A 15,808-nucleotide genomic window follows, 5' to 3' on the forward strand; every position below is an offset into this window, starting at 1 on the left:
CTAAGTCCATTGCCGAGCGAGTCTGCATAGGGACGAATTTGTCTGTCCAGCTTCTGTCCGGGTCGCGACACGCTGACATCTTTCGCCGGAGACGTCCGCGAGATTCCGGCATGGTGATCGGCCGCGGCGCATCATTACCGGACTGCCGCCCTCTCCCGGAGATACCTACGGTTGCCCGGGTGATGGGCTATCCTGGGATGCCCCGGGGCCCGCTGCTGTGCAGGCACCGCCATCCGCTACGACGAGTCCCCGTGGTTCTACGTGGTTCTCACCACGACAGATGCTGAGGTCGTCCACGACCACCTCAGGCTTGGCACAGGCCACAGCCGGGGTCGGCCAGGATCCGTGGGACCAGAATGCGGCGTCGGATGTGAGCCAGGGGATGACACGGCCAGGCGCTGAGTATCCGGCGCGCCAGTCGTGGAAACGTAGCGTGACCGCCTGACGTGCGCGCGGGTTCGCGACCCCGGCGGTGTGATCGTGCAGCTCGTCGACTGGAAGGGGAAAGCTGCCCTGCCGATGGTGCAGGCGTAGCTGAATCCGTGCGGGAGGCGAAACGGCGGGACTACGGGAAGCATCACGTGACGACGCCCGGCGGTCGGCCGTACTGCAGGTTGGGCCCATGTGCAGTCAGAGCGCGCTGTCGTCACCGACCGGCGAGGCCAGCCCCCCGGCGACAGGCTGGCTGCCGGTCGCCGCCCTCGCGTCGGGGACGACGGTGCTGGTGACGAGCGAGTTCCTGCCGGCCGGCGTGCTGCCGACGATGGCCGCCGACATTGGCGTCAGCGACGGTGTCGCCGGTCTGGCGATCGCGGTCACCGCGATCGCCGGTGCCCTGACCGCGCCCAGCATCGCGCTGCTGCTGCCGCGGACCGACCGGCGGGTGGCGCTCGTCGCGCTGCTGGCCGTCGGCGCGGTCGCGAACATCGCGGTGGCGGTCGCCCCGGACTTCGCCGTCCTGCTGGTGGGCCGGTTCGTGCTCGGCGTCGCGCTCGCGGGCTTCTGGTCGTTCGCCTTCGGCGTGGGTGTGACCGTGGTTCCCGGCCGGTCGCGCGTCGTGTCGGCCTCGCTCGCGTTCGGGGTGAGCCTCGCGACGGCGCTGGGGGTCCCGGTCGCCGCGCTGCTCGGTAACGGTGTCGGGTGGCGGGCCGCGTTCGCCGGTGCCGCGGCGGTCTGCGTCCTGGCCGCGGCCTGGTTGGCGTGCATGTTGCCGTCCGTGCCGGCTCATCCCTTCGCTGGTCTGCCGATGCTGCGGCAGGCTGTCGGGAACCGGCAACTCATGGCGGGAATCGGATGCGTCGGGTTCACCGCGTTCGGGAACTTCGCCAGCTACCCGTACATCCGGCTCGCGATCGAGCGGGTGAGTGCTCCCCAGACGACATGGCTGCTCGTCGCCTGGGGAGTTGGCGGGATGGTGGGCAACGTCATCGCCGGCGCGCTCGCCGCGAGGCTGCGGCTGCTGGCGGCCGGGGCGCCGGTCTTGTTGGGGGTGAGCCTGCTGGTCACCGCCGGCGCGGGCTCGCCCGCCCCGCTCGCGTTCGGGATCGTGCTGTGGGGTTTCGCGTTCAACATGGTGCCGGTGGCCACCCAGCTGTGGGTGACCAGAGTCGAGCCGGACCGCGTCGAGTCCGCGGTGTCGCTTCAGGTGACGGCGTTCCAGGTCGCGATCACGGCGGGCGCGGCGGCCGGCGGAGCGCTGCTCGACGCCCATGGCGTGCGGGTGCCCCTGCTCGCCGGCGCCGCCGCGGCACTCGCGGCTGGCCTCGGATTCGGCCTGCTACGCCTGCCCCGCGCCGCAGACCGCACATGAGGCTCGGACACTCTCATGGGCGAGGCTCAAGGGGGGATGGGAAGCACCTGAAGCTGATCATGGCCCGGTCGACATGTCGCGTCAGGCGGCCTGATCTTGTGGGCACGCAGCGTGATCGTGCCAGGTATGCAACTTTCTGCAAGTTCTTTGACCAAGCCTATTACCCTTGCTTGGAAGCAACCATCGGTCGGCCGTATGCCCTGTATGTCCATGGCAACAGCGACACGACCGGCGCGATCCGCAGCGTCGAGACCATCACCACCGGGCTGAGATGGAAGCGCCTTCGGGAGCCGCTGTCGGCCATTGGCGAGGTCGCCCGCCGCTGTACGCGAGGCCTGTTGGGAGCTCGGCGCCACAGTTTCGGCCAGCCTGATGCCCGATTGACTCGGGCGCGTCGGTATGGAACCCAGCGTGACCGCGCGACGTACGCGACCCTCCTTATGTTCTGTGGCTAGATCTACTATCCGCGCCTCGACGTGACTGTCGGCCGGACCTACGCCCTATACGTGAACTGCAAGAGCGACATGGCGGGAGGTGCAGCTCGGGCGGTAAGTATGCTCGACACGGGCCGGCTCTGGCTACTCGCAGTAGTGCTCGGGCCGGGACACCGATCGCAGAAATATGTCGTACCAGCGGCGAAACACGACCTCCCCAGGGCCAAGTTCCGCTACATGAAGCGTCCGGTGGTCTCGGCAACCACCCCAAACACGCGAATACCTGTGGCGGCGGGTTCCCGGTGGACGGTCGTTGTGCTGCGTGAGGCTTTCGCTGGCGCGCGGCGCCTCCCGGGTTCCGACGGCGCCTCACCCGACAGCTCGGCGCCGGGGCGCGACAGGTGCGTCAGCGTGCGAGAGGCTTGTAGAAGACCAGGCCGTTGCCCTTGTTGTCGTAGACGACGGCGCGGCGCTCGTGCGCGTCGTCGTAGGGGCCCTTCACGATGCCGCCGCCGTTCTCCTCGACCGCCTTGGCGGCGCCGTCGACGTCGTCGGTCCTGATGCCCACGACGACCTGGCCGTGGATGGGGTGGTCGACCGCCGTCGCGAGGGCGAGTGTGATGGAGCCGCCGTCGAGGGCCGCGTAGTGGGCGCCGTCGCGGAACTTCAGGGTGAAGCCGAGGGTCTCGGTGTAGAACGCGATCGATGCGTCGAGGTCGTCCGTCGACAGGACGACCATGCGTACCTGCTGGTCGCTCACGGGTTCCTCCCTGTGGCTGGGCCAGTACCGGCCTGTGGCTGGGTCAGTACCGGACTCGGACGGGCGGGCACCGCGGCGCGCCGGCACCTTCCCGCCCGTCGTTCGTACAGCAATGACGTACATCACGCCAGCAGCGGCGAAGGCGAGTTTCGGTCCGCGGCCTCCTGGCCATGCATCCGAGCAGGCATCGCGTCGGCGTCCACGCCATCCCGCCACTGACGGCCTTCGACCTCGAAGGACTCCTCTGACGACGCTGGAAGCCCGGCACCGCTTCCCCGTGCCTCCTCGGAGCTACCCGCTGCCACACATACGTGCCTTGGCGCCAGATCCACCGGCCGCTTGCTCGGGGTCAGGTGCACGGTCGTGGTGGCGAGCGGCGTGCAGGCCGATCAGGTCGGACAGGACGCCGATGAGGACCGGGCCGGCGAGCCAGCCGATGTAGCCGTACCCGCGTGACCGGAATCCGGAATCGACGGATGGAGGTCAGGGGGTCCGCGGGGCGGGCGCCAGGTGCCATTCGGCAACCAGCCAGTCCAGATCCTCCTGATCCCTGGCCCGCTGGGTCAGCTCGTCGGTGAAGAGCGCGTCGGTCTTCTGGAGAACGAGCGTGTAAGGGCGGCCCTGCCGGCGGGTGACATGGCTGACGGGCAGTTCTGCGGCGTCGATCCGGGAATGGACGTGCCGCCTGCGCTGCTCGGCGAGCGGCCAGTCGAGTGTGCGGCGGCTCGGGTCCGCCAAGAACCCGCGCAACGTCTCGCACAGGTCGCACCCGCAGCCGCCCGCGGCCAGCGTGATCGACCAGTCCGTGGCGGCACGCCGCGGGAGGGCCAGCCGAGAGCGCAGTCGCGCCGCGCAGTCCGCTGCGAGGTCGCCGAAGCCGGCCTCATGGCTGGTGTCGTCGCCGGTCGGCGCCGCCGCGGCGCGCAGCGCGGGCATCTCCAGCGCGGTGACCGCGTCCTGCTGCCGCCGGACGTGATCGAGAACCGTGTCCCGGGTGTCCGCCGATCCGGTCGTGGCGGCGGCCGTCAGCACCGAGGCGAGCGGTGCCCCCAGGGCGTGGAGCCCGCCGTCCCGGCTGCGCGGGGATGTCGACCGGGCTGCTCCGTCGATCGCTTCCCGCAGCCACGTCCACGCGAGGTCGACGAGCAGCCGCGCGGCCATCTCGCCAACGCCCGGTGCTGCGCGCAGCCCCGCGCACAGCCCGGGAAGCGAGTTCGCCACCCATCGCCCGCGTTCTGGTCCGCCGACGGTCCAGCGTGGCTGTCCCACACCCGTCCACGTCCTCAGCAGTTGCTCGGTCCACGGGCGGCCGTACCGGCCGGGGAGCTTCACGAAGGGCGCGGCGTCGCTGGGGGTCAGGTACTCGACGCGGAACGGGCGCAGCAGCATCGACGCGGTCGCGGCGTCCGCCACGGCGTCCGCCGTGCGCAGGGCCTTGCCGAAGGTCTCGGAGATCCTTGCGCTGTCCTCCGCCGTCCGTAGGCGCAGGGCGCCGTCCCAGAACGGCTCGAGCGTCGCCGCGGCCGCCTGGGCGTCCGTCGGTGCCATCTCGGCAAGCGCGTCCAGAGCCCAGCCGGGGGAGGTCTCGGCGCGGTTGGCGAAGGACTGCTCGCGAGGCCAGACGACGATCGCCGCGCGGTGGTACCAGCGGTCCAGCGTGTTGCCCCAGTTGCCCATGTAGCCCTCGTAGTCCGACGTATAGGGCTCGAAGTCGTCCGTCCCGGTGGACGCGCACACCTCGTCCTCGCCGACGTCCAGGGAGGTCGCCTCCAGCCGGTCGCCGTCTGGGCCGGTCCAGTGCGTGAGCATGACCGTGGACTCGATCAGCTCCTGGATCTCGAGGTCGGCCGGGTCGTCAGTGTCCTCATCCTCCTCACCGTCGTCCCGGTAGCCCCGGCCTCGGTTCCCGTAGTAGTCGTCCGCCTCGTACGCGCTGTGCGTGGTCTTGATGTCCGCGAGCGCGAGGACAGCCTCGTATCCAGCGACCTCGGCCGCCGCCCGCACCAGGGAGCCCCGCGCGGCGTCAGCGCCCTTCAGCCTGCGCCAGCCGAGCGCTCGCGGGGTGTACTCGTGGTCCAGGAGGTACACGAGCCGGTTGGGCGGGCCGGACGGCCCTGCGCCGTAGCGGCCGAGAACGGGCGTGCTGAAGTGCTCCCGAAGGAATCCGGCCAGTTCCCCGGCCGCTCCCTCGTCACCCTCCGACGGGGCGGTGTCACCGCTGAGCAGCAGGTTGTAGGTGAGTGCGATCCGGTGCCCCGACCGGACCCTGGCGACCTCGTGCCGGCAGTCGGCGTAGAAGGCGACCAGCGACAGCCCGGCTGTCGAGCCTCGGTAGGCGTTCTTCTCGTCGAGGTGACGAACGACCAGTTCGCCCCCGGTGTGCTCGGACGGCAGCGTCACCACCAGGGTGCCGATCATCAAGTCGTCCTTCTCGCTGTCCTGGTGGGCGCGGAAGAACTGGCCCGGCTCGTACACCAGCAGGGAATGAAGGTCGGCGGTGAGCTCGGCGGTGATCGGCAGGCCCAGCTCGTCCTTCACCGTCGTCAGGATGTCGTTCAGCTCGTCGTCGTCCCAGCTGGCGTGGACGCGCTCCTTCGGGATCTCCCACGTGTCGCGGACGCCCGGGTCGGTCAGCGTCTCCTCGCCACGGCCAAACCGCGCGGGTTCGCCGAGCCCGAGAAGCTCCTGCGCCCGCGCGGAGGAGACCGGGAACGCGACGGGTCCGACGCCGTCGACCGCGAGGCTCAACACGTCGGTGCTCACCGTCAAGGCAACGCTGAACACGTCCGCCACGTCTCCACGAAGCATCCTCGCGAGCCTGTCCCGCGCCACCGTCGTCATCGCCGCATTCCCTCGCATCTGTGCGCGCCGCGCTGTCGGGCATGAAACTAGCCCCTCCCACCCAGGCGACGGCCGCGGCACCCGCGAGCCTGATGCCGTAGCAGACTGGCGCGCCAGACCTCGTAGGTCGAGCGTCCCGTCCTGGTCGGACGAGCGATCGCGGGGAGTAAGGCCAGGCTTGGCTTTCGCAATAAGGGAGTCCGTTCCGGGGCGGTTGGAGAGCTGACTGAGCGCCTCGCCGATGATCCCGAACTGGCGCTCGACTGCGGCGCGGAGCATCGCGTTCGCCTGAAAGTCGGCGAAGGTCTGGCCGTGGGCGAAGCTTCGGGCGAGTTCAGCCGCGTTCGCGGCTCAGGAGGGACCGGCCCTCCCCAGGCTGCCGCCCCGGTCAGTTCCCGACGCCGGTCAGTTCCCGACGCCGAGAGCGGCCATGTGCGCGGGCGGATACCGGTCACCGCGGGCCGCGCCCGGTGGGACCGCCTTCTCGATCTCGGCGAGGTCGTCCGCGGTGAGGTCGAGGTCCATCGCGGGTAGCGCCTCGGCCAGCCGCTCCCGGGTGCGGGCGCCGACGAGCGGCACGATGTCCGCGCCCTGGGCGGCCACCCAGGCGATGGCCAGCTGGGCGACGGTGCACCCCTTCGCCTCGGCGACGCGGCGCAGCGCCGCTACCAGGACGAGGTTGTGCTCGACGTTCTCACCGGAGAACCGGGGGCTGTGGCTGCGACTGTCGCCGGGGTTGGCGCCGCGCGCGGCCGTCCAGTGCCCGGAGATGAGGCCGCGGCTGAGCACGCCGTACGCGGTCAGTCCGACGCCGAGCTCCCGCAGCGTGGACAGAACGTCCCGCTCCACCGCGCGTGAGATCAGCGAGTACTCGATCTGCAGGTCGGTGACCGGGTGCACGGCGTGCGCCCGGCGGACAGTCGCCGCGTCGACCTCCGAGAGGCCGAGGTAGCGCACATGACCAGCGTCGATCATCTCCTTGATCGCGCCCACGGTGTCCTCGATCGGCACCGCGGGGTCCAGGCGGCCAGGACGGTATATGTCGATATGGTCGGTGCCCAGCCGGGTCAGCGAGTAGGCCAGGAAGTTCTTCACCGCGGCGGGACGGGCGTCGACGCCGCCGAAGCCCTGGCCCGGGGTCCGCAGCATGCCGAACTTGACGCTCAACTGGTAGCTGTCGCGTTCCCGGCCACGCAGCGCTTCGGCGAGCAGCAGCTCGTTGTGGCCCATGGCGTAGAAGTCACCCGTGTCGATCAGCGTGACGCCGGCGTCCAGAGCGGCGTGCACGGTGGCGATGCTCTCCGAGCGGTCCGCCTCGCCGTAGACACCCGACATGCCCATCGCGCCCAGGCCCAGGCCGGACACCACCGGGCCGGTGCTCCCCAGGGTTCGTGTCTGCATCTCGTTCTCCCTCGTCGTCGGTTGCCACCCACCCTGTGTCCGGGTCGCGACGTGCGGAAGCGGAGCGTTCATCGTGGGAGTGCCGCTCCCTGGCTTGGCCAACCCGGGCGGGGGACCATGGGGTGGTGCAACGTGAGCAGCTGGCCGACTTCCTGCGCCGCCGCCGGGAGGCGATCCGCCCCGCCGAGGTCGGCATCGCCGACGGCCCCCGCCGCCGCACCATCGGCCTTCGCCGGGAGGAGGTGGCGATGCTTGCCGGCATGTCGGTGGACTATGTCGTCCGCCTGGAGCAGGGCCGCAGCAGCCAGCCCTCGACCCAGCTGCTCGGGGCACTGGCCCGGGCGTTGCGCCTGTCCGAGGACGAGCGCGACCACCTGTTCCACCTGGCCGGTCACCAGCCCCTGCCTGCTGACGGGGTCGCCCGTCTGGCCCGCGCCGGCCTGATCCGCATGCTCGACCTGCTCGGCGACACCCCGGCCCTGGTGATATCCGACCTGGGCGAGGCCCTCGCCCAGAACCGGGCCGCCCTGCTGGTGATGGGCGACCACACCGGCCACCGCGGCGACCGCCGCTACGTCGCCTACCGCTGGTTCACCGACCCCGCTGCCCGCGCCGTCTGCCCGCCCGAGGATCAGGAGAACCACGCCCGCCAGCTCGTCGCGGACCTGCGGGCGGTCGCCGGACGCCGCTGCGGCGACCCCACGGTCACCGGGCTCCTCGACCGGCTGCAGGCGGCCAGCGCCCAGTTCCGCCGCCTCTGGGAGGGGCACGAGGTCGCGGTCCGACGCGCCGACCGCAAGACCTTCCTGCGCCCGGGCGTAGGAAGCCTGCTGATGGACTGCGAAACCCTGGTCACTCCCGACCAACGCCAGCGTCTGCTGGTGCTCACCCCCGCGGACGCCGAAACCCGCGAGCGGCTGGACCTGCTGCGCGTCCTCGGCACCCAGGAGTTCCCCGCCGACGCGGCGACAACGCCCCTGCGGTAACAAGCATGAGCGGCGCGATGTCGTCGTCGCCGGCAACCCAGGCGTCCCCACCGCTTGATCCCGGTGGACGGCTCGCACCGGCCCATCACCCTCGCGTGGTGGACATCGTAAGCGGCCAGGTAGGCCAGGGTGCCTTGCCGGTGGTATTCGCTCTCGGCCCCCGCATGGCCCGGCGGGGGCCAGGCGGGAGCGGCAGATGCAGGCGCATCCGGATCGGCGAGCCAGCGCCGCACGGTAGACGCCGACGGCGCGGGGGTGATGCCGCTGGCTGCCGCGTGGCGGGCCAGCTCAGGGCAGCTCCAGCGGGCCAGCGGCGCCCGCTCACGGCGGGCATCTCGCATGCCAGGGCTTTGACTCCCGGCAACGCAGGTGAGGCCATCCTGCCCAGCGGCCGCCTTGCCGGCACCCCCCAGGAAGCCCTCGACTGCGCCTGCGGCCTCTACCTCGGGGACACCACCGCCTGGCTCAACCCGCCACCCCCCGCCACCCCCGACGAATTAACGGGTGCGACCACGAGGGGGCGAGTTCGTCGCTGGCGATGACGACGGAGAACGGGGCGCCGCCGACGCGCTGGACGATGTTGACTGTAGGTGCGGCGGATGCCGTAGGCCGCAGCGCAATGCCTAGCTTCGAGGCGTCAGCGACTCGTGATAATGCACCCCGCGCCAGCCGGTGGCGTCGCGGCGGAACACCACGGACGCCCGGCCGGCAACCGCCTGGAGCGGCCCGCTGACGAAGTGGGCGCGAAACTGGAACCCGAAGTAGGCGACGACCACGTCGTCGCTCAGGCGTTGGCGGCGGACGGCGAAGACATTCATGTGCTCGACGTCGTGAAACAACTGCGCGACATTGGCGTAGTATGCGCCGAGGTCGGCTTTGGAAGTGATCGGATCCGCCAGCTCGGCCGGGCTGTACAGGATGTCCTCATCGGCCCAGATCGAGCTCAACAGCCCCGGGTCGAGCCGAAGGAATCCGTCTCGGTAGCGGATGATGAGCTCATCAATCTCGTCCATGCGTCACACGCTAAAATCTCAACCACCCTTCAGGTCAACCGGGCGCGTGCGGCCACGGCGGCCGCGTCGTCGTCGCTTGGCACTCCCTGCCTGATCAGCAGGTACGCATGGTCGTCCTGTCGACGGACGACCTCGACGCATCGATCGCGTTCTACACCGAGACCCTCGGCTTCACCCTGAAGTTCCGCGACGGCGCCCACTACGCGGCCCTCGACGGCGGCTCCATCACACTCGCCCTCGCGACGGCGGTCGACCACCCCATCCACGGCCAGGTCGTCGTGGGCATCAGGACCGACGACGTCGACGGCGCCGCCAAGGCGGTCGAGGAGAACGGCGGCGGCATCGTGGCCCGCCCGTAGCTTCCAGCGAAAAAACAACGGTAAGGATTGATCCCGGTTCGTCCCGCCCGTAGCCTCGGCGTCCGTTTGGTGATGATCGACGTGAGGGCGGTGGGTGGGTGGCGACCCGGGATGTGTTCTCGGAGGAGGAGCAGGCGCAGCTTCGGGGCTTCCCGGAGATCAACCGGACGGAGTTGATCCGCCACTTCACCCTGACCGGGGCTGATGTGGCGTTCCTGCGCAAGTTCCGGACCAGCCGCAACGTGCTTGGCGTGGCCGTACAACTTTGCACGCTGCCGTGGTTGGGGTTCGTGCCCGACGATCCGCGGGCGGCGCCGGCCGCCGCGGTGGGCCGGCTGTCGCAGCGGCTGGGCGTGCCGATGGGCGAGCTGCGGGGGTATGGGGAGCGGGAGCAGACCCGAACGGATCATCTGCGTGAGGTGGTCGCCTACGCCGGGTGGCGGCCGATGGACACGACCGGGTGGAAGGACCTGGACGAGTTCCTGTTCGCCAGGGCGATGGAGCACGACGGGCCGAAGCTGCTGTTCCGCCTGGCCTGCGAGTATTTGATCTCGTCGCGGGCGGTGCGGCCGGGCGTGGTGCACCTGCTGGAACATGTCGCCACCGCCCGGGCGCGGGCACGGGCGGAGACCTGGACGCGGGTAGCGCACCTGCTCACCGACCGGCGCCGGGCCGAGCTGGACCTGCTGCTGGTCCCCGATGCCTACCTCGGCCGCACGCCCCTCGCGTGGCTGGGCGTAGGGCCGACCTCGGCGAGCCCGGCCGCGGTGAAGACCGAGTTGGAGAAGCTGGCCTACCTGCGCCGGTTGGACGCGCACACCCTGGACCTGTCGATGCTGCCGTCCGAGCGGCGCCGTTTCCTGGCAGGGGTGGGCCGTCGGCTGACCGGACAGGCGTTGCAGCGACGAGAGGCGGAGCGGCGCTACCCGATCCTGCTCACGCTGATCGCGCAGTCGGCCGTCGATGTGCTCGACGAGACGCTGTTGCTGTTCGACCAGGCCATCACCGGGCGGGAGGCCGTCGCCAGGCAGAAGGTCGACGAGGCGCTGGCCGAGCGGGCCAAGGGTGGGGAGAACCGGCAGGTTCTGCTCGACGAGATCCTGACCATCGTGCTCGACCCGGACACCGGCGACGAGCAGATCGGTGGGCTGCTTCGTTCCCAGATCGGGATGGACCGGCTGCGGGCGGCGTGGGCGGCCCGACGCGAGCGGCTCCCACGCGACCACGGACATCTGGCGATGATGGACGCCTCGATGGCCTACCTACGCCAGTTCGCCCCGGCCGTGCTGGGCGCGGTGCGGTTCGCCGGCGGGCCGGGTACCGAGCAGCTGCTGCAGGCGGTGTCGGTCCTGGCCGAGCTGTACGCCACCGGTGCCCGCAAGGTGCCCCCCGGTGCCCCGACCGGGTTCGTGCCGACCAGGTGGGCCGGCTACCTGGCCGACCCGGGCGACGTCACCGCCTACCGCCACTACTGGGAGCTGGCCGTGCTCCTCGGCCTGCGCGACGGGCTGCGCTGCGGCGACATCCACGTGCCGGGCTCACGCCGGTACGCCGACCCGGGTTCGTTCCTGCTCACCCCCGAGGCGTGGGCGCCGCAGAGACTCGAGTTCTGCCACCTGGTCGGCAAGCCGGCCGACGCCGCCGACGCGCTTGCCCAGGCCGACGACGAGCTGCACACCGCGCTGGCGGACCTGGAGACCCAGCTGGCCAAGGGCAACCCCGGCGAGGTCCGGCTCACCGACGACGGCGAACTGATCATCCCGCCGTTGACCGCCGAGGACACCCCGGCCGAGGCCGCCTCGCTGCGTACCGAGCTCGCGGGGATGCTTCCCCACGTGCCGCTGGCCTCGGTCCTGGTGGAGATCGACGCCAGGACCGGGTTCACCGACCATCTCGTACACGCCGGCGGGAAGGTCAACCGGCCAGCCGACCTCAAACGCAACCTGCTCTATGTGATCATCGCCGAGGCGACGAACATGGGCCTTGGCGCGATGGCCGAGTCCTGCGGCGTCCCGTACGACGTGCTCGCCTGGACCGCCGAGTGGTACTTCCGCCCGGAGACCCTGGAGGCGGCCAACGCCGCGGTGGTGAACTATCACCACCGGCTGCCGCTGACCCAGGCCTTCGGCACCGGCACCCTGTCGTCCTCGGACGGGCAGCGGTTCCCGGTCAAGGGCAAGTCGATCACCGCGCGGCACCTGTCGCGGTACTTCGCCCGTGGCCAGGGCGTGTCGACCTACACCCACGTGTCCGACCAGCACTCCACCTTCGACACCAAGGTGATCGTGGCCACCGCGCCGGAGTCGCACTACGTGCTCGACGGGCTGCTGGGCAACGCCACCGACCTACCGGTGTTCGAACACGCCACCGACACCCACGGCGCCACCCTGGCCAACTTCGCCCTGTTCGACCTGGTCGGCAAACAGCTCTCACCCCGGATCCGGGACCTCGGGAAGATCACCCTCTACCGCACCGGCCCGCGGCAGGACTTCCTCACCCGCTACCCGCGGTCCGGGCCCCTGATGACCCGCCGGCTGAACACCGACCTGATCACGGCCACGTGGGACGACCTGCTGCGCGTCGCCGCCAGCGTGCAGGGCGGCCACGCCACCGCGGCACTGGTCGTCGGGAAGCTGTGCTCGTCCAAACGGCAGCAGAACGCCCTCACCTCGGCGATCAAGGAGTACGGGGCGCTGCGCCGCACCGTGTACGCCGCCCGGTACCTGGCCGACGAGACCTACCGCCGCAGGATCGCCCGGCAGCTGAACAAAGGCGAGAACCTGCACGCCCTGCGCCGGTCCCTCGCCTACGCCGCCGAGGGCGCGCTGCGCCGACGCCACCACGAGCAGCAGACCGAGCAGATGTGGTGCCTCACCCTCGCGACCAACGCGATCGTGTGCTGGTCGACGGAGTACCACGGCCTGGCCGTCGGTGCCCTGCGCCGCGACGGCCAGGCCGTCGACGACGAGGTCCTGGCCCACATCTGGCCCACCCACCACGAGAACGTGCACTTCTACGGCACCCACTCCGTCGACATCGACGGCGAACTCGCCCAGCTCGACGCCGACGGATACCGGCCGCTGCGGCAGCCCACTCTCGGGTAGTCCCCCAACAAATTCGTGGCAGGCCGCTCGGCATCAGCCACCGCCGGGCACCGCCCGTCTCGCCTGCGAACAGCGAGGCCGCAGGTCACAGGGCGCCGAGTGCGGTGAGGACGAGGACCCCCAGGCCGAGCGCGCCGGCGAACGCGGTCCCGCCGCGCAGGACCGCGGCTGCTGGGTGGGCGCCGGCGCGCCGCTCCAGGTAGCCGGCGACCAGCGCCACGCACACGGACGCGGTGGCGCACAGCGCCACCATGAGGATCTTGACCGTCATCGGGTCGGTGTACATCCCGGTGCTCCTTCAGCCGAGCCGCCCGGATCGGCGACAGCCCTGACACTGGGGCACCCGACACGGGATTCTCGTTGCGCCGGAACGTGACCGGAACGGCCGGCTCGGTGTGCCGCTGGTGCAGACTGTCCGGGGGTTCCGGTACCGGAAGAGCACCGGAACAGGAACGGGGGTTCCATGTCGGCGAGCGAGCCGAGTCTGGCGGTCAGGGAGATCTGCGCGATCCTGCGCCGGCTGCGCGACAACGCGGGCCTGACCGATAAGCAGCTCGCCGAGCAGTGCGGGTACAGCATCAGCCAGCTCAACGCGATCCGCAACGCCAAGATTGTCAACCCGCCGCCGAACGAGAAGATCGAGAAATGGGTTCGGGCCTGCGCTACCAACGATGGCGCGGCCACGTTCGCCCTGGCCGAGATCCGGGACCTCGTTGCTCTCCACGAAAGGCAACGTGACCTGGAGAAGATCGGAGGCGACCCGCCCTACAGGGACACGCGCACAGGAGCTGGGAAGGAATCCGCGCCGCCGTGCCTGGTGGGGGTGGTGCCCCGTCGGGCGGACTGCTTCCAACACCGCGCTACGGCCGACCGGCTCGACGTCGCGGTCGGCGACGGGGAGACGGCGGTCTTCTGCCAGGTCCTAGCGGGGATGGGTGGGGTGGGAAAGACCCAACTCGCCGCCGACTACGCCCACCAGGCCTGGGCCGACCACACGGTGGATCTGCTGGTGTGGGTGACGGCGTCGAGCCGGGAGGCGATCCTCACCGGCTACGCCGACGCCGCCGTACAGATCGCCGGCGCCGACCCCGGCGACCCGCAGACCGCCGCGGCGGCGCTACTGGTTTGGCTCGCCAGCACCGACCGGCGCTGGCTGATCGTCCTGGACGACCTGGCCGACCCGGCCGACATCGTCGGCCTGTGGCCACCGGAACGGCCGGGCGGCCGGGTGGTGGTGACGACCCGGCGCCGCGAGGCCGCCCTGACCGGGCCAGGCCGCCGCCGCCTCGATGTCGGCCCGTACACGGAGGTCGAGGCTGTCGCCTACCTCACCGCGACACTGGCCGCCCACGACCGGCAGGACGACCCCGACCAGATCGCCGCGCTCGCCAGCGAGCTGGGCTATCTGCCGCTAGCCTTGTCCCAGGCCAGCGCGTATCTGCTCGACACCGACCTCGACTGCGCCGCCTACCGGTACCGCCTCGCCGACCGCAGCCGGACCCTGGCCGAGCTGGCACCCAATTGGGCCTTGCCTGACGACCAGGAGCATGCAGTGGCTGCGGCTTGGGCGCTCTCGATCGACCGGGCCAACGGGCTCCCTCCCGCGGGCCTGGCCCGCCCCACGCTGGAGCTGGCCGCCCTGCTCGACCCGAACGGGATCCCCGCTGCGGTGCTAACCGCGCCTCCGACCCTGGCGTACCTGGCCGGCCATCGTGCCCTCTACTTAGAGGAAAAGAGCCGCCACCGATGGTCTCGACGACGAGCGACGAAACAGATCAGCGCGGACGAGGCACGGGACGCACTGAGCATCTTGCGCCGGCTTAGCCTCATCGACTATGCCCCCGCATCCTCGGGGCAGGTCGTCCGGGTCCACCAGTTGATCCAACGCACCGTCCGGGAGACCCTGCTCACCAGCCGGGCGGACACCCGAGCCCGGGCCGTCGCCGACGCGCTGCTCGCCGCCTGGCCCGAGGTGGAACGCGACACCGCCCTCGGCCAAACCCTGCGGGCCAACACCGACAGCCTCTACGCTTACGCTTCCGACCCACTTTGGCACCTCGGCGCGCACCCGGTGCTGTTCAAAGCAGGCACTAGCCGCGGCAACGCGGGCCTCGTCGTCGCCGCCGCCGACTATTACCAGCACTTGTACGAAACCGCGACCGACCGGCTCGGCCTCGATCACTCCGACACTCTCGCTGCTCGACACAACCTGGCCCACTGGCGGGGGGAGGCGGGCGATCCGGCCGGCGCCGCGGCGGCGTTCGAGGCCCTGCTCGCCGATCGCCTGCGAGTACTCGGACCCGACCACGTGGGCACACTGACCACCCGGAACGACCTGGCCTCTTGCCGGGGAAAAGCGGGGGATGCGGCTGGGGCGGCCGCCGCGTTCGAGGCGCTACTCGCCGACCAGATGCGGGTGCTCGGCCCCGACCACCCGAACACCCTGAGCACCCGGAGCAACCTGGCCCACTGGCGGGGGGAGGCGGGCGATCCGGCCGGCGCCGCGGCGGCGTTCGAGGCCCTGCTCGCCGATCGCCTGCGAGTACTCGGACCCGACCATTTTCACGCGCTGATCACCGGACAGAGTATGGCCATCTGGCGGGGGGAGGCGGGCGATCCGGCCGGCGCCGCGGCGGCGTTCGAGGCCCTGCTCGCCGATCATCTGCGGGTACTCGGACCTGACCACCCTGGCACTCTCGCTGCTCGACACAACCTGGCCCACTGGCGGGGGAAGGCGGGCGATCCGGCCGGCGCCGCGGCGGCGTTCGAGGCCCTGCTCGCCGACATGCTGCGAATACTCGGACCCGACCACCCCGATACGCTTGTTACTCAGCTGAACCAGGATCTCTGGCGGGGGGAGGCGGGCGATCCGGCCGGCGCCGCGGCGGCGTTCGAGGCCCTGCTCGCCGACATGCTGCGAATACTCGGACCCGACCACCCAGAGACCATGAACGCTCGACACAACCTGGCCCACTGGCGGGGGGAGGCGGGCGATCCGGCCGGCGCCGCGGCGGCGTTCGAGGCCCTGCTCGCCGACATGCTGCGAATACTCGGACCCGACCACCCAGAGACCATGAACGCTCGACACAACCTGGCCCAC

At 70.8% G+C, this 15,808-nt stretch carries 10 protein-coding genes and 2 pseudogenes; 6 read left to right on the forward strand and 6 right to left on the reverse strand.

What is annotated here, in order from left to right; translation table 11 throughout:
• Positions 1-622 precede the first annotated feature (622 nt).
• The gene (locus tag AC6EXY_RS19135) at positions 623-1,810 is read left to right on the forward strand and encodes an MFS transporter (protein ID WP_101834712.1); all 1,188 of its coding nucleotides are present in this window, start codon (positions 623-625) and stop codon (positions 1,808-1,810) included.
• A gap of 143 nt (positions 1,811-1,953) precedes the next feature.
• Positions 1,954-2,194: pseudogene (locus AC6EXY_RS19140) on the forward strand (flavodoxin); the annotation flags it as partial.
• 456 nt (positions 2,195-2,650) lie between these two features.
• On the opposite strand, the gene AC6EXY_RS19145 reads toward AC6EXY_RS19140, so the two are convergent.
• The 4 genes and pseudogenes from AC6EXY_RS19145 to AC6EXY_RS19160 form a co-directional block, all read right to left on the reverse strand.
• Positions 2,651-3,004, reverse strand: coding sequence for a VOC family protein (locus AC6EXY_RS19145; protein ID WP_101834714.1), 354 nt, complete (start codon positions 3,002-3,004; stop codon positions 2,651-2,653).
• A gap of 483 nt (positions 3,005-3,487) precedes the next feature.
• Positions 3,488-5,845, reverse strand: a complete 2,358-nt coding sequence (locus tag AC6EXY_RS19150; RefSeq protein WP_499817649.1) for a 2OG-Fe(II) oxygenase — start codon at positions 5,843-5,845, stop codon at positions 3,488-3,490.
• Positions 5,846-6,064: 219 nt separating this feature from the next.
• Positions 6,065-6,178 (reverse strand): annotated as a pseudogene (locus tag AC6EXY_RS19155) (HepT-like ribonuclease domain-containing protein); the annotation flags it as partial.
• A 72-nt stretch (positions 6,179-6,250) separates the two neighbouring features.
• Positions 6,251-7,246: an aldo/keto reductase gene (locus AC6EXY_RS19160; protein WP_499817648.1), complete on the reverse strand. Its 996-nt coding sequence runs from the start codon at positions 7,244-7,246 to the stop codon at positions 6,251-6,253.
• Positions 7,247-7,368: 122 nt separating this feature from the next.
• On the opposite strand from AC6EXY_RS19160, the gene AC6EXY_RS19165 reads away from it, so the two are divergent.
• Complete coding sequence (locus AC6EXY_RS19165) at positions 7,369-8,232, forward strand: helix-turn-helix transcriptional regulator (protein ID WP_499817647.1); 864 nt, start codon at positions 7,369-7,371, stop codon at positions 8,230-8,232.
• A 623-nt stretch (positions 8,233-8,855) separates the two neighbouring features.
• Here the strand turns inward: AC6EXY_RS19165 and AC6EXY_RS19170 are convergent.
• On the reverse strand, positions 8,856-9,245 hold the full coding sequence (locus AC6EXY_RS19170; RefSeq protein WP_101834717.1) for a YybH family protein: 390 nt from the start codon (positions 9,243-9,245) through the stop codon (positions 8,856-8,858).
• Positions 9,246-9,352: 107 nt separating this feature from the next.
• Between AC6EXY_RS19170 and AC6EXY_RS19175 the strand changes: the two genes are divergently transcribed.
• Both AC6EXY_RS19175 and AC6EXY_RS19180 read left to right on the forward strand, forming a co-directional pair.
• Positions 9,353-9,604, forward strand: coding sequence for a VOC family protein (locus AC6EXY_RS19175; RefSeq protein WP_499817646.1), 252 nt, complete (start codon positions 9,353-9,355; stop codon positions 9,602-9,604).
• A gap of 98 nt (positions 9,605-9,702) precedes the next feature.
• Positions 9,703-12,708, forward strand: a complete 3,006-nt coding sequence (locus tag AC6EXY_RS19180) for a Tn3 family transposase (RefSeq protein ID WP_499817645.1) — start codon at positions 9,703-9,705, stop codon at positions 12,706-12,708.
• 85 nt (positions 12,709-12,793) lie between these two features.
• Here the strand turns inward: AC6EXY_RS19180 and AC6EXY_RS19185 are convergent, their stop codons facing one another.
• Positions 12,794-12,994, reverse strand: coding sequence for a hypothetical protein (locus tag AC6EXY_RS19185; RefSeq protein WP_499817644.1), 201 nt, complete (start codon positions 12,992-12,994; stop codon positions 12,794-12,796).
• Positions 12,995-13,171: 177 nt separating this feature from the next.
• Here AC6EXY_RS19185 and AC6EXY_RS19190 point away from each other — a divergent pair.
• On the forward strand, positions 13,172-15,808 hold a 2,637-nt coding region (locus AC6EXY_RS19190; RefSeq protein WP_499842381.1), incomplete at its 3' end, for a tetratricopeptide repeat protein.

This window comes from Frankia sp. RB5 (assembly GCF_059816245.1).